22 protein-coding genes, 2 tRNA genes and 1 pseudogene are annotated in these 22,104 nt (G+C 65.7%); 9 read left to right on the forward strand and 16 right to left on the reverse strand.

Annotated elements, in window-relative coordinates; genetic code table 11:
- The coding region (locus tag CQY20_RS22195; RefSeq protein ID WP_109789712.1) for an IS30 family transposase at positions 1 to 255 on the forward strand (255 nt) is incomplete at its 5' end.
- 49 nt (positions 256 to 304) lie between these two features.
- On the opposite strand, the gene CQY20_RS22200 is transcribed toward CQY20_RS22195, so the two are convergent.
- The 3 genes from CQY20_RS22200 to CQY20_RS35980 form a co-directional block, all read right to left on the reverse strand.
- Positions 305 to 1,117: a hypothetical protein gene (locus tag CQY20_RS22200; protein WP_097942245.1), complete on the reverse strand. Its 813-nt coding sequence runs from the start codon at positions 1,115 to 1,117 to the stop codon at positions 305 to 307.
- Between the two features lie 44 nt (positions 1,118 to 1,161).
- Positions 1,162 to 2,352 carry a serine hydrolase domain-containing protein gene (locus CQY20_RS22205; protein ID WP_097942246.1) on the reverse strand — a complete coding sequence of 397 codons (1,191 nt, stop codon included), beginning with the start codon at positions 2,350 to 2,352 and terminating at the stop codon, positions 1,162 to 1,164.
- Positions 2,353 to 2,537: 185 nt separating this feature from the next.
- On the reverse strand, positions 2,538 to 3,896 hold the full coding sequence (locus CQY20_RS35980; RefSeq protein WP_163700644.1) for a hypothetical protein: 1,359 nt from the start codon (positions 3,894 to 3,896) through the stop codon (positions 2,538 to 2,540).
- 39 nt (positions 3,897 to 3,935) lie between these two features.
- On the opposite strand from CQY20_RS35980, the gene CQY20_RS34540 reads away from it, so the two are divergent.
- Both CQY20_RS34540 and CQY20_RS22220 read left to right on the forward strand, forming a co-directional pair.
- Complete coding sequence (locus CQY20_RS34540; RefSeq protein WP_163700641.1) at positions 3,936 to 4,478, forward strand: hypothetical protein; 543 nt, start codon at positions 3,936 to 3,938, stop codon at positions 4,476 to 4,478.
- A gap of 265 nt (positions 4,479 to 4,743) precedes the next feature.
- Positions 4,744 to 5,283 (forward strand): hypothetical protein, encoded by a 540-nt coding sequence (locus CQY20_RS22220; protein ID WP_234816359.1) that lies wholly within the window; start codon positions 4,744 to 4,746, stop codon positions 5,281 to 5,283.
- A gap of 466 nt (positions 5,284 to 5,749) precedes the next feature.
- On the opposite strand, the gene CQY20_RS22225 is transcribed toward CQY20_RS22220, so the two are convergent.
- Positions 5,750 to 6,412, reverse strand: coding sequence for a hypothetical protein (locus tag CQY20_RS22225; RefSeq protein WP_097942247.1), 663 nt, complete (start codon positions 6,410 to 6,412; stop codon positions 5,750 to 5,752).
- Positions 6,413 to 6,946: 534 nt separating this feature from the next.
- A tRNA-Gly gene (locus tag CQY20_RS22230) sits at positions 6,947 to 7,017 on the reverse strand.
- Between the two features lie 91 nt (positions 7,018 to 7,108).
- On the opposite strand from CQY20_RS22230, the gene CQY20_RS22235 reads away from it, so the two are divergent.
- The 4 genes from CQY20_RS22235 to CQY20_RS22250 all read left to right on the forward strand — a co-directional run bounded on the left by CQY20_RS22235 (position 7,109) and on the right by CQY20_RS22250 (position 10,049).
- Positions 7,109 to 7,185 (forward strand) — tRNA-Pro (locus tag CQY20_RS22235).
- Positions 7,186 to 7,229: 44 nt separating this feature from the next.
- The gene (gene tig / locus CQY20_RS22240) at positions 7,230 to 8,699 is read left to right on the forward strand and encodes a trigger factor (RefSeq protein WP_097942248.1); all 1,470 of its coding nucleotides are present in this window, start codon (positions 7,230 to 7,232) and stop codon (positions 8,697 to 8,699) included.
- Positions 8,700 to 8,760: 61 nt separating this feature from the next.
- A complete protein-coding gene (locus CQY20_RS22245; RefSeq protein ID WP_097942249.1) occupies positions 8,761 to 9,405 on the forward strand; it encodes an ATP-dependent Clp protease proteolytic subunit in 645 nt (214 codons plus the stop codon).
- A complete protein-coding gene (locus CQY20_RS22250; protein ID WP_097942250.1) occupies positions 9,402 to 10,049 on the forward strand; it encodes an ATP-dependent Clp protease proteolytic subunit in 648 nt (215 codons plus the stop codon). The genes CQY20_RS22245 and CQY20_RS22250 overlap by 4 nt, the downstream gene beginning before the upstream one ends.
- Before the next feature lie 78 nt (positions 10,050 to 10,127).
- Here CQY20_RS22250 and mmuM read toward each other — a convergent pair whose 3' ends face one another.
- On the reverse strand, positions 10,128 to 11,015 hold the full coding sequence (gene mmuM, locus CQY20_RS22255) for a homocysteine S-methyltransferase (RefSeq protein ID WP_097942251.1): 888 nt from the start codon (positions 11,013 to 11,015) through the stop codon (positions 10,128 to 10,130).
- Positions 11,016 to 11,285: 270 nt separating this feature from the next.
- Between mmuM and clpX the strand changes: the two genes are divergently transcribed.
- Positions 11,286 to 12,566, forward strand: coding sequence for an ATP-dependent Clp protease ATP-binding subunit ClpX (gene clpX, locus CQY20_RS22260; RefSeq protein WP_097942252.1), 1,281 nt, complete (start codon positions 11,286 to 11,288; stop codon positions 12,564 to 12,566).
- A 90-nt stretch (positions 12,567 to 12,656) separates the two neighbouring features.
- Positions 12,657 to 12,887, forward strand: a complete 231-nt coding sequence (locus tag CQY20_RS22265) for a DUF167 domain-containing protein (protein ID WP_097942253.1) — start codon at positions 12,657 to 12,659, stop codon at positions 12,885 to 12,887.
- Between the two features lie 128 nt (positions 12,888 to 13,015).
- Here CQY20_RS22265 and CQY20_RS22270 read toward each other — a convergent pair whose 3' ends face one another.
- From CQY20_RS22270 to CQY20_RS22310, 10 genes and pseudogenes are all read right to left on the reverse strand, one after another.
- The gene (locus CQY20_RS22270; RefSeq protein WP_097942254.1) at positions 13,016 to 13,483 is read right to left on the reverse strand and encodes a hypothetical protein; all 468 of its coding nucleotides are present in this window, start codon (positions 13,481 to 13,483) and stop codon (positions 13,016 to 13,018) included.
- A gap of 2 nt (positions 13,484 to 13,485) precedes the next feature.
- Entirely contained in the window at positions 13,486 to 14,490 is a 1,005-nt protein-coding gene (locus CQY20_RS22275; RefSeq protein WP_207767310.1) for a ferritin family protein, read from the reverse strand.
- 32 nt (positions 14,491 to 14,522) lie between these two features.
- Positions 14,523 to 14,702 (reverse strand): hypothetical protein, encoded by a 180-nt coding sequence (locus CQY20_RS34545; RefSeq protein ID WP_133119110.1) that lies wholly within the window; start codon positions 14,700 to 14,702, stop codon positions 14,523 to 14,525.
- A gap of 144 nt (positions 14,703 to 14,846) precedes the next feature.
- Positions 14,847 to 15,059 (reverse strand): annotated as a pseudogene (locus tag CQY20_RS22280) (DUF6529 family protein); the annotation flags it as partial.
- 140 nt (positions 15,060 to 15,199) lie between these two features.
- Positions 15,200 to 16,495: a nucleotide disphospho-sugar-binding domain-containing protein gene (locus CQY20_RS22285; RefSeq protein ID WP_097942255.1), complete on the reverse strand. Its 1,296-nt coding sequence runs from the start codon at positions 16,493 to 16,495 to the stop codon at positions 15,200 to 15,202.
- 203 nt (positions 16,496 to 16,698) lie between these two features.
- Positions 16,699 to 17,523, reverse strand: coding sequence for a formate dehydrogenase accessory sulfurtransferase FdhD (gene fdhD / locus CQY20_RS22290; RefSeq protein ID WP_097942256.1), 825 nt, complete (start codon positions 17,521 to 17,523; stop codon positions 16,699 to 16,701).
- A 9-nt stretch (positions 17,524 to 17,532) separates the two neighbouring features.
- Positions 17,533 to 18,621, reverse strand: a complete 1,089-nt coding sequence (locus CQY20_RS22295) for a hypothetical protein (RefSeq protein WP_097942257.1) — start codon at positions 18,619 to 18,621, stop codon at positions 17,533 to 17,535.
- Positions 18,622 to 18,662: 41 nt separating this feature from the next.
- Positions 18,663 to 20,156, reverse strand: coding sequence for a CoA-acylating methylmalonate-semialdehyde dehydrogenase (locus CQY20_RS22300; RefSeq protein ID WP_097942258.1), 1,494 nt, complete (start codon positions 20,154 to 20,156; stop codon positions 18,663 to 18,665).
- A 27-nt stretch (positions 20,157 to 20,183) separates the two neighbouring features.
- Positions 20,184 to 21,188 (reverse strand): Gfo/Idh/MocA family protein, encoded by a 1,005-nt coding sequence (locus CQY20_RS22305; RefSeq protein WP_097942259.1) that lies wholly within the window; start codon positions 21,186 to 21,188, stop codon positions 20,184 to 20,186.
- Between the two features lie 7 nt (positions 21,189 to 21,195).
- Positions 21,196 to 22,101, reverse strand: a complete 906-nt coding sequence (locus tag CQY20_RS22310; RefSeq protein ID WP_097942260.1) for a sugar phosphate isomerase/epimerase family protein — start codon at positions 22,099 to 22,101, stop codon at positions 21,196 to 21,198.
- Positions 22,102 to 22,104 lie beyond the last annotated feature (3 nt).

Below are 22,104 nucleotides of genomic sequence, written 5' to 3' on the forward strand. Positions count from 1 at the left end.
GAGCTCGATATCTACTTCTGCGATCCGCACTCGCCATGGCAACGCGGCAGTAACGAGAACACCAACGGGCTGCTGCGTCAATACTTTGCTAAAGGCACCGACCTATCAGTGTTCCCGGCCGACTACCTCGACTACGTTGCCGCCCAACTCAACACCCGACCCCGCAAAACCCTCGGCTGGAAGAAACCCGCTGAAGTCCTCGACGAGCTACTCTCAAACCCGCCAAAACCACCCGCTGTTGCATCCACTGCCTGAAATCGCCCGCAGTCACAGTACGAGTTTGCGTCTGCTCGCGGGTCGGACGCTAGAAGCCGCCGAAGTCCCCACCGAAGTCGCCGCCGCCGAAGTCGCCCCAGCCGCCGCCATCGCCACCACCGTCGAACCAGCCGCCGCCGTCGCCGCCACCCATGTCACCGCCGCCGTCATAGCCGGCGTCTTGGGCGGCGAGACCGTCGGAATAGCCTTCGCCGTAACCACTTTCGAAGCCCTGCGCGTCGTAGCCGACGCCGTGCATGCCGGAGAACATCGCGTCAAACAGCAGCACGGAGCCAAGCCCCCAGGCGCCCGCGACGAGCGCGGGCTTCCACCACGGCTCGGAATACCAGCCCGCAGGAACGGGACGACCGGCGACGCGGCCGCCGGGGTAGTAGTTCGGGGTGCGCTCCGACGGCGTCGGCGACGCCTCGATCTGGCGGCCCTCGAACTCGACGCGCCGGTCCTCGGTGACCGCGCCCGCCGACTTCTGCCCGGGCAGCGATTCGACCTCCGGACCGGGGTCCATGTCCATCGCGATGCGCGCGGCGCGCACATAGTAAAGGCCCTCGAGTGCGCTTTCCTTGGCGAGCATCGCCTGCTTCACCGTCGTCGCCTGCTCGATCTGGGAACCGGCGGCATTGAACCGCTCCGACGCGTCCGCGAGCGCCTGCTTGGCCGCCTCGTTGGTGCCGGTCAGGTTGATCACCTGGCCGCCGAGGCGATCGATGACTCTGCGGGCGTCCGCCTGGGCGTCGGCGAGAGAGGCGGCGTTCCGGCTGCTCGAGGCGCGCGAAGCACCCCAAACCACAAAGCCAACGCACGCGACGACGAGGAGGATGAGGACTAGCAGGACGCCTTCCATGGGTCCAGCCTACTCAGCTGTGAACCCGCTGAAAGGGCCGCGAATCAGTCACCGGTTACGCCGAGAGCGGAGTACACCTCGTTGGACAGCGCGACGCTGCGGGGGTCGGCGTTGCATTTGGTGGCGTCAAAGTTGTTCATCACGTAGGCGTAGCCGATGCGGTGTTCGAGGTCGACGAAGCCGAAGCTGCCGCCGGACCCGCCGTGACCGAAGATCTTGGTGTTGGGTCCGTTCTTGCCGCGCTGGTTCAGCATGTAGCCCAGACCCCAGCCGTGGTCGGCGACGCGCGGGCCGAGGACGAGGTCGGTGTCGAATCCGCCTTGCGGGACACGGCATTTGTCCATGTGCTCGAAGCTGAGCAGTTTGCCCTGGGCGAGCGCGTTGTAGAAAGTCGCCAGGCCGGGCGCGGTGACGTGGGCGTTGGTGGCGGGGAATTCGGCTGCGCGCCAAGCGGTGATGTCGTTGGAACCGAGTTCGTCGTCGGGGATGAAGCCCATCGCGACGGACATAGCGGCCATCGGGTGCTCGTCGAGGCTGGCGGGGTAGCCGGGTGCGCCGCCGGCGTTGAGGACGTCGCGGATGTGGGGCTTGTTGATCATCTCGGCGCAGCGGTGGTGTTCGTTTGTAGGCAGGCCGATGTGGACGTCGATGCCGAGCGGTTCGGCGATTTCTTTGCGGAGGTACTCGCCGAGTGTGCGGCCGGTGATGCGCCGGGCGATCTCGCCGAGGATCAAGCCGAAGGTGACCATGTGGTAGCCCTGCGCGGTGCCGGGCGGCCACCAGGGTTCGGCTTCGGCGATGTAGGAGCAAACGGCGTTCCAGTCTCGGGTTCGGCTGGGGTGGAGGCGTTTTCGCGGCCCGATGACTCCGGAGCGGTGGCTGAGAACTTGAGCGATGGTGATGTGTTGTTTTCCCGCTTGGCCAAATTCGGGCCAGTAGGTGGCGACGGGGTCGTCGAGGCTCAGTTCGCCGCGGTCGGCGAGCAGGTGAATGCAGGTGCTCGTCAACGCCTTTGAGCCGGAGAAAATGCTGGCGAGGGTGTCGTGTTGCCAGGACCTGCCGTCGGTGGTGGCGGTGCCGCCCCAGAGGTTGACGACGAGGTCGCCGTCGACCCACACGGCGACGGCGGCGCCGATTTCGTTGCGGTGGGCGAAGTTATCTTCGAAGGCTGTTCGGACGCGTTCGAAGGTGGGGGAGCAAGAGCCATTGACGGCGACTCGCAATTGCGCGTTCACGAGCCTCCTGACGACGACGGCCGGTGGTGGCCTTGAGTTTCGATCGTAGGGGCGAGTTTCATGTGGGCGGCTGAGAAGGGGTTTCGGTTCGGTTGCGAATTGGCTGCGGCGCGGCTGTGTTTGGCGCAAAGCACTGCGCGTGGCCGACCCTTTCGAGTCGACCACGCGCAGTGGACTGCTACTAGTTAGCCTTCGCCGGGATCATCCTTGGGTGCGGTATCGGCGGGCGCCGAAGTATCGCCACCGCTGGTGGTGTTCTTCTTTCCGTCCAACCGGTCCTTGATCCGGTCCAGCGTCTTGTCGATCGCCTTGCTGATCGGGTTGTTCCGGATGACGTTCTGCAGGTTCTGCCCGGGCTTCTTCTTGCTGCCCGTGGTCGTACCTGTCGTGCCAGCGTTGTTGCCACCGCTGCCGGTCGCCACGATCGCCGCGTTGCCCATATCGTCGGTGTTGACCTGCTCTTCGCCGCCAGCAATGCGGGCCTGATCAATCGCCGGTCCCTGCAAGGTCTGTGTAGGCAGACCCAAATCAGGCAGACCCAAGTCAGGCAAGACACCCGCAGGCAACGAGATCGCTGGTCCGTTGAAGCCGTCGAATCCGTCGAACGTCGTTCCGGGTCCGCCGGGCCCGCCTTGGCCGCCGGTCGCGGAGATGACGCCCACGCCACCGCCGCCGAAGCCGCCGGGGCCGCCGAACTGACCGCCCCCACCAGAACCGGCCGGACCGCCGACCGCATTGAGGATCGAGAATGCCCAGCCGCCGGGTCCGCCGACGCCGCCGAAGAGACCGTTGCCGGCGTCGCCTCCCGGACCACCGGTTCCCTGCAGGGCCCCGAACGCCAAACCGCCGGGTCCGCCCCAGCCGCCGACCAGACCGCCGTCCGCACCCTGGCCGCCCGCGCCGCCTGCCGCAAGGGCGAGCGCCTCCGCCCAGCCGCCGAATCCGCCGAATCCGCCGATCAACTGGCCTTCGCCGCCGTTGCCGGCGTCACCGCCGAACGCCAAGCCCAGCGCCAGAGCATTGCCGCCGAAGCCGCCGAGCCCGCCGATCAGGCCACCGTCACCCGCATCTCCGCCTTGACCACCGACGGACAGGAGTGAGTTCGGCAGGAACGGGAAGCTCGAACCAAGCGAGCCCGCGTTGCCGCCACCGCCGCCAAGGCCGCCGATGAGGCTGCCGAAGCCGCCTTTACCGCCTTGGCCTCCGGTCTCGATCGTTAGATTCGCCGGATCGATGATGCTGCCGAGATCGAAGTCGCCGAACAGACCGCTGAGCGGATTGCCTCCCTCTTCTTCCTCGTCGCCCGCGGGTAGCAGACCGAGGAGACCACCGAGGCTGAAGACGCCCTTGCCGCCAGTGCCTCCAGCGCCGCCGATCAGGCCTGAACCGCCGTCGCCGCCTTTTGCGTCGGCGTCGGTGTTGATGAGCGCCCGAAGGCTGCTGAGGTCACTGAGGTCGATATCTCCGATGTCTTCGATATTTAAGAGGTCGAACGGGTTGGAGTAGAACCGGGTGCCGCCGTTTCCACCGCCGCCGCCGAGCACGTTGCCGTCGCCGCCGTCGCCGCCGTTACCCGCAAAGGCGTGGCCGAGCGGGAGAGCAGGCAGCTGGAACCCTGCAATGTTGTAGGCCGCGGATCCATTGCCACCCGTTGCATCGCCGCCATTGCCTCCGCGGCCGCCAAACAGGGTGATGTTATTGCCGGGGCCGTTGCCGCCGCCTTTGCCGCCATCTCCCGCGTTGCCAGTGAGACTTCCGGTCGCAGCGCCGCCGTCGCCGCCACCGCCGCCGAACAGCCCGCTCCCGCCGATACCCCCAACACCGCCGTTTCCGGTCCCGACGGGAACGGCTGTCGCTTTGATGGGTATCGGGATAAGGCCAAACAGGTTGTAGACCGTGTCGACATTTGCAGTGCCGTCTGCCGTTCCCGCTCCGCCAACTCCGCCTTTGCCGCCGAGGAAGGCGCCGGAGCCGCCGTTGCCCCCACCGCCGCCTGTGCCAATGAGGCTGCCGATGCCTGCACCGCCGGCGCCGCCGCCGCCGCCAAACAGTGCGCCGCCGCCTCCAGCGCCGCCTTCGCCGCCGACCCCCCGACCCGCAGCACCTGTACCGGCGACGGATATTGACGTGGGAAAGCCATCGGGCAGGAAGTCAGCGAGGAATGATGGGAGTGCGATATTGACGCTTGTGGGCCCCTCGGCGCGATTCGTCCCTGTACCACCGCCGCCCCCGGTGCCGCCGAAGCCGAACAGTGTGGCGAAGCCACCACCTTAGCAACGGCTGAGAAAGATAACGGGCAAATCTCAGATTTTTTATAGGTGTGTCATTTGCGTTTGCAAGCATTTGCCGAATGCAACGCGTTACTCGCGGCCCACCGTTACGATTCCGCGCATGCCGGATACCTCGGATGCGGACGATTCCCCGCCCGCGTCGCCTCCCCGCCGCATCAAGACTTCTGTGGATCGGAGTTCGCTAATTCTGATCATCATTGGACTCACCGCGATCACCGCTCTCGCGCTCGCGGGCTGGGTCCTGATGAGGGTGAGTTCGAGCGCCGACAGTGACTACAGCGACCAGCAACGAGCGGAAGCCAAGACGAAGGCATGCTCGGCATTCGAGGTTGTCCGTCGCGGCGTCAAACTCAACACGAGCATCCCGGTACCAGAGGGATCGGACCCCGTGATCGGACAGCTGGCGATGGGCGCGAACGCGCGCCTGTCGGCATACGTCGGAGGCCTTTATCTCCTCGACCAACTGGACCCGGCGACGCCAACCGACCTAGCCGACAAGATGAGCGAATTCGCCGATCTCCTAACGGCTATCGGCGCATACGCCACCGCTGGCGCATCGGACTCCGCACCCGAGCAAGCCGCCCGGTTGAAGTCCGCTGACGAGCTCAACAACCAGCTCGGCGAGCTCTGCGCCAAGTAAGCACAACACACCGGCGCCGGCCGCAGATCGCGACCAACGTCGACGCTCCCGCGGTACGGCGAAGTCAATCGATTGAAACGCTCGGCTGGTGCGCTCGCATGGAGTTCTGTCTTCGGCCCGTCTGACGCAGCCTTGAATGCGGTGACCGAACAACTCACGGTCCGCTGACGCGCTGCTGCGCGCCGCATCGGCGGCCCTTCGGATGTGCTTTGCCAGATGTGTCTACATCGCGTGGACTGTCGAACAACCGGCATGAGGCTTGGCGAGCGTCCGCTCGCCAAGCAACGCCAGACGTTACGAAGCCACGGCGGCGTAGCCGGATCAAGGTCAAAACTTAGCTCGCTCGACCTTGGTCTGTGATCTGGCAAATAAAATTGTGCAGACCGAGCGAGAACATTAGGCCCAAATCTCTCGAACGCCCATTCCGCAACAGCCCGCGGTGCCGTGACTGCGATCCGACTCCCGATCAATAGAAGACCGATGTCGGCGTGCTGGTGCCGTTGTCGCACTCGATCAAGCCGGTCCGCGTCTTGAACAACCGGATCGCCGGGACGAACAAGTCGAACGAGCCGTTCGCCGGCAAGCCGAAGCTCGCCTTGTAGCCCTCCGACGAGTAGGTGCACTGGGACGCGACACCGCTGCGGTCCGTGATATGGAACGTGACACCCGCGAGAGCGGGTTCGGCCGACACCAACGGCCCTTGCTTGGCCTTCTCGGCTTCCGGCGAGGTGCAGTTCAGCGGCTCATTAGACGTCCACGGTCCCGGGTTCCAGAGATTGATCGGCACCGATGGACCCGTCGAGTTGCCCTTCGCGATGCCGTCGTCGCCGACCGCGCCCGTGAAGTGTGCCTGCCCCTTGTTGTCCGACCACGTGATGGTGAAGTCGACGAGCCGACCATTGATGCCGCCTTTGACATCTCCATAGACCGCCGTTTGCGGATTGGCGCGAGCGAGTCCCGTCGGCCCGAGCGTGGAGCCATTGGCACTAATAACGAGGTCGTATCCGTTGTCTTGATGCAGATTGAAATACTGCCCTGTGACAGTGCACGTTGTTTCGGCACTCGCCTCCTTTGCTCCCGCCACGGCTACGAATCCGGCTGCGAACGCAGCAGACGCGAAGATGCTCAATACTTTCTGAGTGTTTGTCGGTGACATGTGCGCCCTTTCTCGAACTGAAGGCTGACGCGGTCTCTGTTTGCCGCGTGCTCTATCCGATTCCTGATACGCATGTCAGACGATCCAGCTGGCAGAAACTCCTTTGCTGACGTCTCCGATGCGATCAATGGTAGGACGAAGGTGGGCGAGCACAACCGTTCCCGCGAAGAAGGCGTCAATTGCGCGGCGGCCCGAAGGGCAAAAGTTGTCTGATGCTCACGCAATTCAGCCTCGAATTACATTTATTGCATATGCAATAAGTGCTTCTCTAGTTTCGGCGAATTGCGCTTTCGGAGCTACGGCAAACCCAGATATAGAAGTGAGGCGCCGCCATGACGACTGAATCGACTCCTGTGTCCTTTCGTGCGCCGAACCCCGGGGCCAGCGGCCGCGCGATGACTACGAGTGACCTACTCGTCGGCAGCAGAGTTGCATCAGAGTTGCATCAGACTCGGATGGCTCTCACGAAGAAAGAAGGTCAGAGGGTGAATGCCCTCTGACCTGCGGAGCGGGCGACGGGAATCGAACCCGCGTCGCTAGTTTGGAAGACTAGGGCTCTACCATTGAGCTACGCCCGCTTGTGCAGCACAACACTGTACCGGCGGCCCATCTTAACCAAATCCGATTAAGGGTTCGGCTTGCCCGGGCCGTAGTATCTGCGGTGGTCCGCGGGGTGTAGCGCAGCTTGGTAGCGCATCCGCTTTGGGAGCGGAAGGCCGCAGGTTCAAATCCTGTCACCCCGACCAGCAGTACGCCCGAGACGTCAACCAGAGCTATAAGGAGCGCGACCGTGAAGAGCACCGTGGAACAGCTGAGCCCGACCCGGGTTCGCATCAATGTGGAGGTGCCCTTCACTGAGCTGGAGCCCGACATCGACCGGGCGTTCAAGCAGCTCGCCCAGCAGGTCCGGCTGCCCGGCTTCCGCCCGGGCAAGGCTCCCCGCAAGCTGCTGGAGGCCCGCATCGGCCGCGGCGCCGTCCTGCAGCAGGTCGTCAACGACGCCCTGCCCAGCCGCTACAGCGAGGCGGTCACCAGCTCCGAGGTCAAGCCGCTCGGCCAGCCCGACATCGAGATCACCAAGCTCGAAGACAACGAAGAACTCGTCTTCACCGCCGAAGTCGACGTCCGCCCCGACATCACCCTGCCCGATCTGGAGAACCTCAAGATCGAGGTCGACCCCATCGAGGTGACCGATGAGGACGTCGAGGCCGAACTGCAGAACCTGCGCGCCCGCTTCGGCACCCTCAAGGGCGTCGAGCGTCCGATCGAGAACGGCGACTTCGTCTCCATCGACCTGTCGGCCTCCGTCGACGGCGAGGAAGTGCCCGACGCCAAGACCGAGGGACTGTCGCATGAAGTCGGTTCCGGCCAGCTGATCGAGGGTCTCGACGAGGCGCTCATCGGGCTCAAGGCGGGGGAGACCAAGGTGTTCACCACCAAGCTCGCCGCGGGCGAACACGCCGGCGAAGAGGCCCAGGTTACCGTCACCGTCAACTCCGTCAAGGAGCGCGAGCTGCCCGAGCCCGACGACGAATTCGCCCAACTGGCAAGCGAATTCGACACCATCGACGAGCTCAAGGCGAGCCTGCGGGAGCAGGTCGAGCGCGTCAAGCGCATCCAGCAGGCCGAGCAGATCCGCGACAAGGCCATCGAGACGCTCCTCGAGCAGACCGAGGTTCCGCTGCCCGAGAAGATCGTGCAGGCCCAGATCGACGACACCCTGCACAACGCCATCCACAACCTCAACCACGACGAGGAGGCCTTCGCCAAGGCGCTGGAGGCCCAGGGCAGCAGCCGCGAAGAGTTCGACAAGGACAACAAGGAGAACTCCGAGCGCGCCGTCAAGACTCAGCTCGTGATGGACGCCATCGCCGACCACCTCGACATCCAGGTCGGCCAGAACGACCTGACCGAGCGCCTGGTGCTGATGTCGCGTCAGTACGGCCTCGAGCCGCAGCAGCTGCTGCAGTACCTGCAGGAGAACAACCAGCTGCCGGTCATGTTCGCCGACGTCCGCCGCGGCCTGGCCGTCGCCGCCGTCGTGCACGGAGCCACCGTCACCGACACCGACGGCAACGTCATCGACACCACCGAGTTCTTCGGCCCGTCGCAGAGCCAGGACCCTGAGGAGGTCGCGGCTCAGATCGCCGCCCAGGTCGCGGCCGCCGAGGCTGAGCAGGCCGACGACGCCGAGGCCGACGAGGCCGGCGACACCGAATCCGACGAAGCCGACGACGAAGCCGACGACGGCGCGAAGTGACGCTCTGAGCGAACGGGCGCCTCTGAGGGAGTGCTCGGCCGCGCCGGTTGGTTAGTGTTCGGTGAGAAGCAATGAAGAAAGCAGGTACCCAGTCGTGAGTGACATGCGTACAAACGCGCAGGGGTTGAACCTAACCGACTCCGTCTATGAGCGCTTGCTTGCCGAGCGCATCATCTTCCTGGGGTCACAGGTCGACGATGACATCGCGAACAAGCTCTGCGCCCAGATCTTGCTGTTGTCCGCCGAGGACCCCACCAAGGACATCCACCTCTACATCAACTCGCCGGGCGGTTCGATCAGCGCCGGCATGGCCGTCTACGACACCATGGTGTTGGCGCCCTGCGACATCGCCACCTACGCCATGGGCATGGCCGCCTCGATGGGCGAGTTCCTCCTGGCCGCGGGCACCAAGGGCAAGCGCTACGCGCTGCCGCACGCCCGCATCCTGATGCACCAGCCGCTGGGCGGTGTGACGGGCAGCGCGGCCGACATCGCGATTCAGGCCGAGCAGTTCGCCGTCATCAAGAAGGAGATGTTCCGCCTCAACGCGGAATTCACCGGCCAGCCGATCGAGCGCATCGAAGCCGACTCCGACCGTGACCGCTGGTTCACCGCGCAGGAAGCCCTCGAATACGGCTTCGTCGACCACATCATCACCAGCGCCTCAGTTAACGGCTCGGGACCAGGAGCAGGACTAGACAAATGACGGACCACACAGACCCCCGACTAAACCCGCAGGCGCGCTACATCCTGCCCTCGTTCATCGAGCACTCCAGCTTCGGTGTCAAGGAATCCAACCCCTACAACAAGCTGTTCGAGGAGCGCATCATCTTCCTCGGCGTGCAGGTGGACGACGCGTCGGCCAACGACGTGATGGCTCAGCTGCTGGTGCTCGAGTCGCTCGATCCCGACCGCGACATCACCATGTACATCAACTCGCCGGGCGGCTCGTTCACCTCGCTGATGGCGATCTACGACACCATGCAGTACGTGCGTGCCGACATCCAGACCGTCTGCCTCGGGCAGGCCGCCTCGGCCGCCGCGGTGCTGCTCGCCGCAGGCACACCCGGTAAGCGCATGGCGCTGCCCAACGCCCGCGTGCTGATCCACCAGCCCGCGCTTGCCGGCGTCATCCAGGGCCAGTTCTCCGATCTGGAGATCCAGGCCAAGGAGATCGAGCGCATGCGCAAGCTGATGGAGGACACCCTGGCCCGCCACACCGGCAAGACCTCCGAGCAGATCCGCAAGGACACCGACCGCGACAAGATCCTCACGGCGCAGGACGCCAAGGAGTACGGCGTCATCGACACCGTGCTGGAGTACCGCAAACTCTCGGCGCAGACGGCGTAATCGTCCGACGTTCGTATGGGCTATGTACGCGTGATGGCTGAAATCCGTACGTAGGCCATACATTCGCGACCAAGGCCGCTAGGTCAAAGTCGCGGCCAGCGCGGCGATGTCGTCCGGGCGCACCCGGCAGCAGCCGCCGACAATGCGCGCGCCCGCGGCCACCCACTGCGGCGCCAGATCCGCCGACCAGCGCGCCTCGCCGACCCACGTCCGTCGCTCGCCGTCCCACTGCTCACCGCTGTTGGGGTAGACGATGACGGGCTTGTCGGCGACGGCGCGGGCGATCTGGATCGCGGGCAGGACGTCGTCGGGCGCGCAGCAATTGACGCCCACCGCGACGATCTCCGGCACATCGGCCGCAAGCGCGAACGCGGCCGCCAGCGGCTGCCCGGCCCGCGTTTTCTCGCCGGCGATCGTGTAGCTCAACCACGCCGGCACCTTGAGTTCGCACACTAGGCCCACCAGCGCCTCGGCCTCGTCGACGTCGGGCACCGTCTCGATCGCCAGCACGTCGGCTCCCGCGTCGGCCAGAACCTCCAGACGCGGCCGATGCCACTGCGCGAGTTGGGCCACAGACAGCCCGTAGCGCCCGACGTACTCCTCGCCGTTGGCCAGCGCGGCGCCATAGGGCCCGACGGACGCGGCCACCCACCGGCCTTCGGCGCCGATCTCCTCGCGCGCCGCGGCCGCCAGTTCGACACTGCGACGCATGAGGCGCTCGGCCTCCGCGGGATCGATTCCCCCGGCGGCGAAACCGTCGAAGGACGCTTGGTAACTCGCTGTCGTCGCGATCACCGCACCGGCCTGATAGAAGGCCATGTGAGCAGCCATGATCTCGTCGGGTGCATCGAACAACAGTCGCGCCGACCACAGGTCGTCGGACAGATCATGGCCTCGCGCTTCCAGTTCCGTCGCAAGGCCCCCGTCGCTGATCAGCACGGTATTGTTGGAGGCTGCAAACGCCACATTGCCACCTTACGATCTGTCGGGGATGCCCTCTCGGTCCGATAACGGCGGCGACACGCCAGGGACACGACGGCGCGTTCATGGGGGTCGTGAGACGCATGAGGCGATATGTTCTGCAAACACAGCTAAATACACAGGCGCGATTCGGCTTTATCGGTCGCGTCGCGTTGGAAACAACGGGTAGCGTCGGGTCTAACACCCGGAGTAACCCACCGGCGACACAGACTTGACATTGGACGTACTACGAACAGGAAGTAGGACCCCACCACCATGGCGCGCATTGGAGACGGCGGTGACCTGCTGAAGTGCTCGTTCTGCGGGAAGAGTCAGAAGCAGGTCAAAAAGCTCATTGCGGGCCCCGGCGTATATATCTGTGACGAGTGCATTGATCTCTGCAACGAGATCATCGAAGAGGAGCTCGCAGACGCCGACGACGTCAAACTCGACGAATTACCCAAACCCGCGGAAATCCGCGAATTTCTTGAGAGCTACGTCATTGGACAGGACAACGCCAAGCGCACGCTCGCTGTCGCCGTGTACAACCACTACAAGCGCATCCAGGCCGGCGAGAAGGCCCGCGACTCGCGCTCCGAGCCCGTCGAGCTGGCCAAGTCCAACATCCTGATGCTCGGCCCGACCGGCTGCGGCAAGACCTACCTGGCGCAGACGCTGGCCAAGATGCTCAACGTTCCGTTTGCCATCGCCGACGCCACCGCGCTGACCGAGGCCGGCTATGTCGGTGAGGACGTCGAGAACATTCTTCTGAAGCTGATCCAGGCCGCCGACTACGACGTCAAGCGCGCCGAGACCGGCATCATCTACATCGACGAGGTCGACAAGATCGCCCGCAAGAGCGAGAACCCGTCGATCACCCGCGACGTCTCCGGGGAGGGCGTGCAGCAGGCCCTGCTCAAGATCCTGGAAGGCACCCAGGCGTCGGTACCCCCGCAGGGCGGCCGCAAGCATCCGCACCAGGAGTTCATCCAGATCGACACCACCAACGTGCTGTTCATCGTTGCGGGCGCGTTCGCCGGCCTGGAGAAGATCGTCTCCGACCGCGTCGGCAAGCGCGGCCTGGGCTTCGGCGCCGAGGTGCACTCCAAGGCCGAGATCGACACCCAGGACCATTTCGCCGAGGTCATGCCCGAAGACCTGATCAAGTTCGGCCTGATACCCGAGTTCATCGGCCGGCTGCCCGTCGTGGCGTCGGTGACCAACCTGGACAAGGACTCGCTGGTGCAGATCCTGTCCAAGCCGAAGAACGCGTTGGTCAAGCAGTACACCCGGCTGTTCGAAATGGACGGCGTCGAGCTGGAGTTCACCGACGAGGCGCTGGAAGCCATCGCCGACCAGGCGATCCACCGCGGCACCGGCGCCCGCGGCCTGCGCGCGATCATGGAGGAAGTCCTGCTGCCGGTGATGTACGACATCCCCAGCCGCGACGACGTCGCCAAGGTCGTGGTGACGAAGGAGACCGTGCTCGACAACGTGCTGCCGACCATCGTGCCGCGCAAGCCCGCTCGCCCCGAGCGCCGCGACAAGAGCGCGTAGTTCTCTAGTTCTTTCTCGCGAGTGGGCGTGTCTGCGGCGACACGCCGTATCGAAACCTGGGTTTGCGCACGCTCGCGGTTCAATGGGGCCGTGGCTGAACAGCTCGTCGTCCGCGTCAAACCCGGCAGCCGTAGGGGTCCGCTGGTGGAGACCGGCGCCGACGGCACTCTCACCGTCTACGTCCGCGAGCGCGCCGTCGACGGCAAGGCCAATGAGGCCGTCGTCCGCGTGCTCGCCGAACACCTTGGGGTGCCGCGCAGTCGCGTGACGCTTGCTGCCGGTGCGACGTCACGGCTCAAGCGGTTTCGCATCGACTCGTAATTGCGACGAGCGTGCGTAAACTCGCGAATCCACCCGGCGTGTCGGCCGCAGACACGCACGCTCGCCGGACAAGGATGAACTCGCCGGACAAGGATGAACTCGCCGGATAAGGATGAACTCGCGCGCAGCTAGACGGGGACGGCGGCCTTTGTCGGGAAAGTCGTTGGCACCGTGGCGATCAGCGCGAGGCACTCCACGAAGAAGTAGATGGCCTTGAAGAACTCCAGCAGGTCGCCGTCCTCGAGCAACAGCTTGCGATACATCACCGTGCGCAGAGCGTCGTACCCCTCGAACAACGCTCGCCAGTCGCGGTAGTCGGCCGCCAGCGTGTAGGTCGCGGCGGCCCCGCCGTCGACGATGCGGCACGCGGTGGCCTGTCCCTGATCCCATTCGACGACGAGATACTGTGTGCCGCCGCCCAATTCAGCGGGTAGATCCCTGGCGCCAAGCGCCCACGACGACGAGTAGCCCGAGCGCACCAGGCGGTAGAAGTCCCAGTACTCTTCCAGCTTGCCCGCGAGTGTTTTCTCGTCCGGGCCGTCGTTGAGGGCGCGGCGAACGTCGTCGGCCCAGTCCTGGGTGAAGAACATCGCCACGGTCAGCCTCCCGCCAACACCGGCTGGATCTGCACCAACAGGTCCTCGAGTTCCTGCGACAGGGTGATGCCGACGTCGTTGCACTTGCGCCGCAACTGCTGGATCAACAACACCCGCACCTCGTCCTCCGTCCAGCCCAGCGGCTCGTAGTAGAGCTTGCGGCTGGAGATCCCGCTGATCGACAGGATCGTGAAGAGGGTCCTGTGAATCTCGTTGAGCATGGTGGGATCTCGCCGCACCGCGTCCTGCAGATAGCGCATGCCGCCTTGCACATGGCGTGACTCGTCGCGGCAGGTCGCGGTGAACCCGGTGTAGTAGGCCGGCAGGAATCCGCGCCACCGCGCATACGACAGCGTCACCTTCATCACCGACAGCGCGAGCACGCCCTCGATCCACAGGAAGTACGTCGTGCCGTAGCGCACCCGCGCGCGTTGGTCGTAGGGGTTTCGGCGCAACTCGTCGGCCTGATACGCCAGCAGCCCGAACGGCCCGACGAACGTCTCCTGCACCCACGGGAACGACTTGTCGAGCACCGCCATGATGTCGTCGCCCTCGATGCCGACGACCTCGCGGTAGAACCGGTCGAAGAACACCGTGTGCCGCGCCTCGTCCTCGATCTGCGCGGCGATGTGCAGCTTCTCCTCCTCGGTGGCGCCGAGCATGAACACCGGCAGCTCGATCTCCACCTGCCGCTCGCCGTGGTGGAAACCCGACGCGATCCCGACGAACGACTCGCGCTCGTCGTCGGTCATCTTCTCGGTCCAGTCGATGCGGTCCTGGGTGAAGTCCAGCTCGTAGACGTCCCACCGCTGTTTGAGGTACTTGCGGTAGAGCGTGACGAAGTCGGGCAGCTTGCGCAGGCCGTGATGGACGTGCTCGATCACGTCGTCGATGTCGACCTGTCTGATCCCGGTGAGATCGCGCTGCTCGATGTCGGCGATCTCCTGCTCGGAGAGGCTGCGCGGCCCCTCATGCAGCACCGCTGTCGGTGTCTTGAGCTCGGTCATGAAACTCCTTCCGACCCCCGCGCCATATGGTGCTACCGGACAGTAGCATTTTTATCGCTTTCGTCAATTTGATGAGCGTTCAGGTCGTCGTCGCTGTCGAGCACCCCGGTCAGGGAGGCGAACAGACACCACAACAGGTAGAGAGTGACCGCGACGAGCTGCAGGTGGCTGACCATGAATCCACCCTTTCTGGGCTTGTTCGGTGCGGTCACGAGTAGTCGACTACTCGAATCGGGCCCGGGGCCCCGTCGCCCGGAACTCCTCGCGAGACGGAACCTACGCAGGCCCTCACTCGCAGTTTTGCTGCGAGGATTCCGTTTCGCGGGGGGGGGGCTCAGCTCGTCTCGCCCGCGCTCTCAAAACGTGATGCCGGTGGTCTGGAAGAACCACAGCGCCGATGTCAGCCACACGTAGACCAGGCCGAAGAACACCAACCCGCCCACGATCGGCAAAACCCATGGCCGCAACCCTCGGCGGGTGAGCAGCAGCATCTTCGTCACGAACGCGCCGTAGAAGAAGCAGCCGAACAGCGAATGGAACAACACCCTGCGGTCCGGGGCTGCTGAGCCTCGTTGACGGCCCACATTCCGGCGCCGACGGCAACGACGGCGCCAAGCGTGGCGAGTGGAGCGCGAATCTTCATGATTACCTCCTGATTTCGCGGGTTGCGGGGCCAGGGGCGGTGGACGATTGAACGGGTCGGCGCAACTCATGGCGACACCGCTGCGCGCTCGGCGACCACTTCGTCGATGAGTGCGGCGATTTCGGCGATGCCGCAGCGCTGCGCGTAGGCGACCTCCAACTTGCGGGCCCGGCGCTGGTATCGGCCGTCGCCGAGCACTTCCCGCACGGCGGTTCTGACGGCCCTCGCTGTGGGGTTCCCGGTCTTGAGGTCGATGCCGGCACCCGACCACGCCACCCGCGCGGCGACCTCCGGCTTGTCCTCGGTACTGCCCGCCACCACCAGCGGAACACCGGCCGCCAGCGCGCGCTGCACGCAGCCGTACCCGCCGTTGGTCACCACCACGTCGACCTTCGGCAGCAGAAGGTCGTGCGGAATATGCTCGGCCACACAGGCATTCGAGGGAACGTCGAACCCCAGCCTGGTTTGGCGGCCCGTCGTGGCTACCACCGTCACGTTCTCATCGGCCAGCGCCTCGATCGTCGGGCGCAGCAGCCGGTCGAAGTCCTCGTTGTCGACGGAGCCCTGGGTGACGTGTATGACTGGCCGATCGCTGTCCAGCTTCGACCACCACGTCGGAAAACGGAACTCCCGCGTCGGGATCGGGTGCACCGCCCCGACGTAGCGCACGTTGGCGGGCAGGTCGCTGCGCGGATAGTCGAAGTCCGGCACCGTCGGCGCGATGAGCCGATCGGCGAGCACACCCGCGTCGAACAGGAACGTCGGCAGTTGGCGGCAATTCAGCTGGTGCAGTTGATAATTCGCGGCCTTCTGGCATGCCCTCAGCAGCACCCGCTGAGCCAGCAGGTTCAGGGCGCGATTGCGCAGCCGACCCAGCGCGGTCGACGACGGCGGCAGGCCCATCCCGGCGGGGGCGACGTCGCAACTGCTGAGCAGCAGCGGCGTTGTCGAGAACAGCAGTACCGGCGGGCGCGCGGATGGATGGCCCAACAGGAGCGGCAGCACGCCTGTGAAGCCGAAATCGGCGACGATCGCGTCATACCGTCGCTGCGCCAAGAGCTTGGCCAGTTCCGCTGCCTGGTGCGGCATGGGCGCGACGAACAGCCGCACGATGTCGAAATTGAGCCGCTTGATGCCGTCGAGCTGACCGCGCCCGCTGTTGTCGCCCAGCGACGCCAGGTCGAGGTCGGCCCGCTTCGGCAGCACCGCCGCCGTCGCGCCGATCGTCTCAATCTCGTCGACGCGTCCCTCGCCGCTGAGCACCGTGACGCGGTCGCCGCGGTCCACAAGGCCGCGCGCGACATTGAGCAGCGGGGCGAAATGCCCAACCGGCGACAACGCCACGACCAACACCTCGGCCATCGGTTGAGCTCCCTTCGATCGCTGATCCCGATGGGAACCGATCGTCGGCGCTGCGGGGGGTTCGAGCTTGGAGGTTGTGTGGAGATTACGGGGAGATCGCAGGTAGAGACCTTTCCCTCAGCCGCCAGCGCTCATCCTTGTACAGATTTCGGCGCAATTTCTGTACCAGAGTGCGCGCTCGCGGAGAGGGGCTGTGGAAGTGCTCAGCGCTTGATACGGTCCGGGCGGGTGTAGACGTTCATCGACTCGCCGCGCAGGAACGCCACGAGCGTCACCCCGGACTGGCTGGCCAGGTCCACCGCCAGCGACGACGGCGCCGACACCGCGGCCAGCACCGGAATGCCCGCCATCACCGCCTTCTGCGCCAACTCGAACGACGCGCGGCCGCTGACCAGCAGCACGGTGCCGGTCAGCGGGACCCTGTCCTGCTCGACGGCCCAACCGATGACCTTGTCGACGGCGTTGTGGCGGCCCACATCCTCGCGGACGGCCAGCACGGCTCCCTCGGCGTCGAACAGAGCGGCGCCGTGCAGCCCGCCGGTGCTGGCGAACACCTTCTGCTCGGCCCGCAACTGCTCGGGCATCGCCGAAAGTGTGTCGGCCTTCACCGTCGAGGCGTCATCGCCGGGGGAGTAGCGGCTGATGGTGCGGACCGCCTCCAGCGATGCCTTGCCACACACCCCGCACGACGACGTCGTGTAGAAGTTGCGGGTGATGTCGGTCTCCGGCATCGCCACACCGGGCGCCAGCGTGGCGTCGAGCACGTTGTAGGTGTTGAGGTTGTCGGGTCCGGCGCCTTTGCAGTAGCGCACGGTCAGCAGGTCGTCGCGATGCCCTATGACACCTTCGGTCAGCAAAAACCCTTGCGCCAGTTCAACATCGGAGCCCGGCGTCCGCATCGTCACCGTCAGCGGTTTGCCGTTGACGCGGATCTCCAACGGCTCCTCGACGACCAGCGTCTCTGGGCGGGTTACCGCATCCTCGGGCGTGACATGGCTGACTCGACGCCGCGCGGTGACCCGTCCCATGCCCCCAATCTACGTCTGCGTGTCGACGATCTGCACGACGCCGCCGGTCGCGCCGGCGATGAACAGCCTGCCGGTGGTCGCGTCCACGCCGATCGTGTACGGGTTCTGCACCGTCGGCAGCCGCCGCACCTGACGCGGCGTCGGTTGGCTCATGTCGTAGCCGACGACCTCGTTGGTGCCCGACGACGCCACCCACAGCAGATCGCGCGTCGGGTCGTAGGCGATGCCGTACGGGCCGCCGGGCTGCGCAACGGCGCCGACCTGGTGCGGCGTGGGCAACGGCTCGAAGACCCGCACCATGTTGCCGCGGGTGTCGGTGGCGATCAGCCGGCCGTGCTTGTCGGCGACCAGATGCGTGGGGCCGTCGCCTGCGGGCGTCGACCCGACGATGTTGAGGCTTTCGACGTCGTAGACGGTCAGGTCGTTCTTGCGGACGTCGATCAGCCCCATCGAGGAGCCCACCGACGCCAGTCCCGCGGGCTGCACGCTGTCGGCGAAGACCCTCAGGAACTCTTGGCCGCGCAGCACCGTCACCGTGCCGCCGTGTTCGTTGGCGACGAACACCGTCCCGTTGGCGGCCTGCGCCGCATCGTGCGGCGCTGTGCCGGTCAGCAGTTGCGGCAGCGTCCGCCCGCTCGGCAGCTCGACCCGCAGCAGCGAATTGGCGCTTTCCACCGGCACCAGCACGGGTCCGCCGCGGTTGGCGAGCTGCAGGTGCCGGACGACGCCGGGCAGCGGCACGCGGTTGACGATCTGGCCGGTGTCGGCGTTGAGGAGCAGTAGTTCATTCGGATCGCGTTTGGCGACGGCAACCAAGCGCGTTGCCGCGTCGACGACGACGCCCTCGGGTGCCGCGCCGACGGTGACGATGCGTCCCGGTGTCGGACCGGTTTGCGGCGTCGCGGACAACGGCTCGGCGGGCGGTGGCAGACCCTCGGCCGGTGGGCGATTGCCGACCGTCGGCACGTTGCTCGGTATCGACATGAACTGCTCGGGCGGGGCGGTTTGCGGCGCGCCTGGATCGGCCGGCGGTTCGTTCGCGTTCGCGCACCCGCCGACGAGGAACATCGCTGCAACCAGTGCAGCCAGCCGCCGCATTTGCCCACGTTACGTGCGGCGGCTGTGAGGTTGCTGCGAATCTACTTGTTTTGCGGGAAGCCCAATTCGATGCCGCCGTGGCTGGGATCGAGCCAGCGGCTGGTGACGGCCTTGCCGCGGGTGAAGAAGTGCACGCCTTCGGTGCCGTGGGCATGGGTGTCGCCGAACAGCGAGGCCTTCCAGCCGCCGAAGCTGTAGTAGGCCATCGGCACCGGGATCGGCACGTTGATGCCGACCATGCCGACCTCGACCTCGTTCTGGAAGCGCCGCGCGGCGCCGCCGTCATTGGTGAAGATCGCGGTGCCGTTGCCATAGGGGTTGGAATTCACCAATTCCAGTGCCTCGTCGTAGGACTCGACGCGCAGCACCGACAGCACGGGCCCGAAGATCTCGTCGGTGTAGATGCTCATCTCGGGCTTGACGTGGTCGATCAGCGTGGGCCCCAACCAGAATCCGTCGGATGCACCCTCGGCCTGCACGTTGCGCCCGTCGACGACGATCTTGGCGCCGTCGGCCTCGCCCGCGTCGATGTAGGAGGCGACCTTGTCGCGGTGCGCCTTGGTCACCAGCGGGCCCATGTCGGCGTCCTTGGTGCCGTCGCCGGTCTTGATGGTGCGGGCCCGTTCGGCGATCTTGGCGACCAGGTCGTCGGCGATCGGGCCGACGGCCACGCACGCGCTGATCGCCATGCAGCGTTCGCCCGCCGAGCCGAAGCCGGCGTTGACCATCGCGTCGGCGGCCAGGTCGAGGTCGGCGTCGGGCAGGATGACCGCGTGGTTCTTCGCGCCTCCGAGTGCCTGGACCCGCTTACCGTTGGCGGTGCCGGTGCGGTAGACGTATTCGGCGATCGGGGTGGAGCCGACGAAGGACACCGACTTGATCGCCTTGTTGGTCAGCAGTTCGTCGACGGCGGTCTTGTCGCCCTGCAGGACATTGAAAACCCCTGGTGGCAAACCGGCTTCGGCCCACAGCTGCGCCAGCCACAGCGACGCCGACGGGTCCTTCTCCGATGGTTTCAGCACAACCGTGTTGCCGGTGGCGATCGCGATGGGGAAGAACCACATCGGCACCATGGCCGGGAAGTTGAACGGGCTGATGACGCCGACCGGGCCCAGCGGCTGGCGGATCGAGTAGACGTCGACCTTCGTCGAGGCGTTCTCGGTGAACCCGCCCTTGAGCAGATGCGGGATGCCGCAGGCGAATTCGACGACCTCCTGCCCGCGAGTCACCTCGCCGAGCGCGTCGGAGAGCACCTTGCCGTGCTCGCTGGTGATGATCTCGGCAAGTTCCTTCTTGCGCGCGTTGAGCAGTTCGCGGAAGTTGAACAGGATCGCGGTGCGCTTGGCCAGCGACGTGTCGCGCCACGCGGGAAACGCCTTGACCGCCGCGTCGATCACCGTGCGGGCGTCCTCCACGCTGGCCAGCGCCACCTGACCGGTCACCTCACCGGTCGCGGGGTTCGTCACCGGCGCGGTCGTGCTGCTGTTGCCCGCAAACGCCTTGTTGTCGAGCCAATGGGTGATGGTCTTACTCATCGTTTTCTCGTTTCTCTTGTGCACTATCTACGGGCGTTGGGCGAGCTGCACCGCCACCCGCTGCCCGGTCTCGAGTGACTCGACGCCAGCCGCGCACACGGCGGCGGCCGCGTAGCCGTCCCACGCGGTCGGCCCGTCGATATTACGTCCGGACCGCACGGCATCCACCCAGCGCTGCAGTTCGATGTCGTAGGCCAGCCCGAAGCGCTCCCGAAATCCCGGCGAGATCTTGCCGCCCCATCGTCCTGTGCTGGTCTTGGTGATGACGCTGACATCGAGACCGATTGTGGCGCTGCCTTTTTCGCCGACGACCTCGGTGCGCACCTCGTAGGCCACGCCGGTGGTGACGAACACCTCGGCGTCGACGTGGCGACCGCTGACGGTTTCGAAAAGCGCGATCTGCGGGTCCTGCAGCCCGGCGGGCGCGCTGGGATTGGGGGTCGGGCGCAGGATCTGCACCGAGGCGATCTCCTCGCCCAACAGGAACCGCGTCACGTCCACCTCGTGTACCAGTGAGTCCTTGACCACCATCGCCGAGTCGAAGCCCGGATAGACGTTGGGGTTGCGGTGCACCAAATGCATGAGCAGCGGCTGCCCGAGGTCGCCGCCGTCGAGCAGCGCCTTCAACTGCTGATACTCGGGATCAAACCGGCGCATGAAGCCCACCTGGATCAGCGGCGTGCCGAGTTCGGCCTCGCGGCGCACCACCTCCAGCGAGGTCGCCACCTCGGTGGTCAGCGGCTTCTCGCAGAGCACCGGCTTGCGATTCTCCAAGCAGGCCAGCAGTTGTTTCTCGTGCACCGGACCCGGCGTCGCGAGCAGCACCGCGTCGACGTCGTCGGCGGCGATCGCGTCGAACGGATCGCCGACCACCCGCGCTCCCGGCACCGACGCCGCCACCTGCTCGGCCTTCTCGGACAGGTAGTCGTTGACGACGGCGACGCGAGCGTTGCTGATGCGGCCCGCGATGCGCGCGACGTGGTCGGCGCCCATCGCGCCGACGCCCAGCACAGCGATGCGGAGATCAGACATCACGGCCCTAGGCGAATCGCACCGACGGGACGCCGCACGAGCCGAGGTACTGGCGCGTGCGCTTGGCGATCGGCAGCGGCGCGTCGGGGTCACACGGGTACATGTCCTGCTCGACGATCGCGAACACGTCGACACCGAGCTTGTCGATGGCGGCCAGCAGCGGCGGCATCTCCGGAATGCCGTGCGGCGGTTCGATCATCGCGCCGAGCTTGACGGCCTCGCCGAACGGCAGATCCTCGGCCTCGACCTTGGCTCGCACCTCGGGGTCGACCTGCTTGAGGTGCAGATAGCCGATCCGTTCGGGGGCGCGCTGGATGATGGCGAGGTTGTCGCCACCGCAGTAGCTGATGTGGCCGGTGTCCAGGCACAGGTTGACGTGCTGGCCGTCGGTGCCGTCGAGGAACCGGTAGACGTTCTCCTCTGTGTCGACGTGGCTGTCGGCGTGCGGATGGTATTGCGCTCGCACACCGTAGGTTTCATACATCGCTTTGCCGAGTTCGTTCATGCCGTCGGTTTTCTTGCGCCACTGCTCGGGGGTCAGTGTGCGGTCTTCGAGCACGGCGCCGGTCTGCGCGTCGCGCCACATCTCGGGGATGACGACGACGTGCTTGCCGCCGACGGCTGCGGTCAGCTTCGCGACATCCTCGATCTGCTTCCATACCGCGTGCCACGAATTGTCTTGGTGCAGACGCTCGAACACCGTGCCCGCCGACAACTTCAGGCCGCGGCTGGCAAGTTCGTCGGCCAGTTTGTTCGGATCGATCGGCAGATAGCCGTACGGGCCCAGCTCGATCCACTGGTATCCCGCGGCGGCGACCTCGTCGAGGAACCGGTGATAGGGCGTCTGCTGCGGGTCGTCGGCGAACCAGACACCCCACGAATCGGGTGCTGAGCCAACGAGAATGGTGCTCACGGG

This window comes from Mycolicibacterium agri (assembly GCF_002553505.1).
Lineage (GTDB): Bacteria > Actinomycetota > Actinomycetes > Mycobacteriales > Mycobacteriaceae > Mycobacterium > Mycobacterium agri.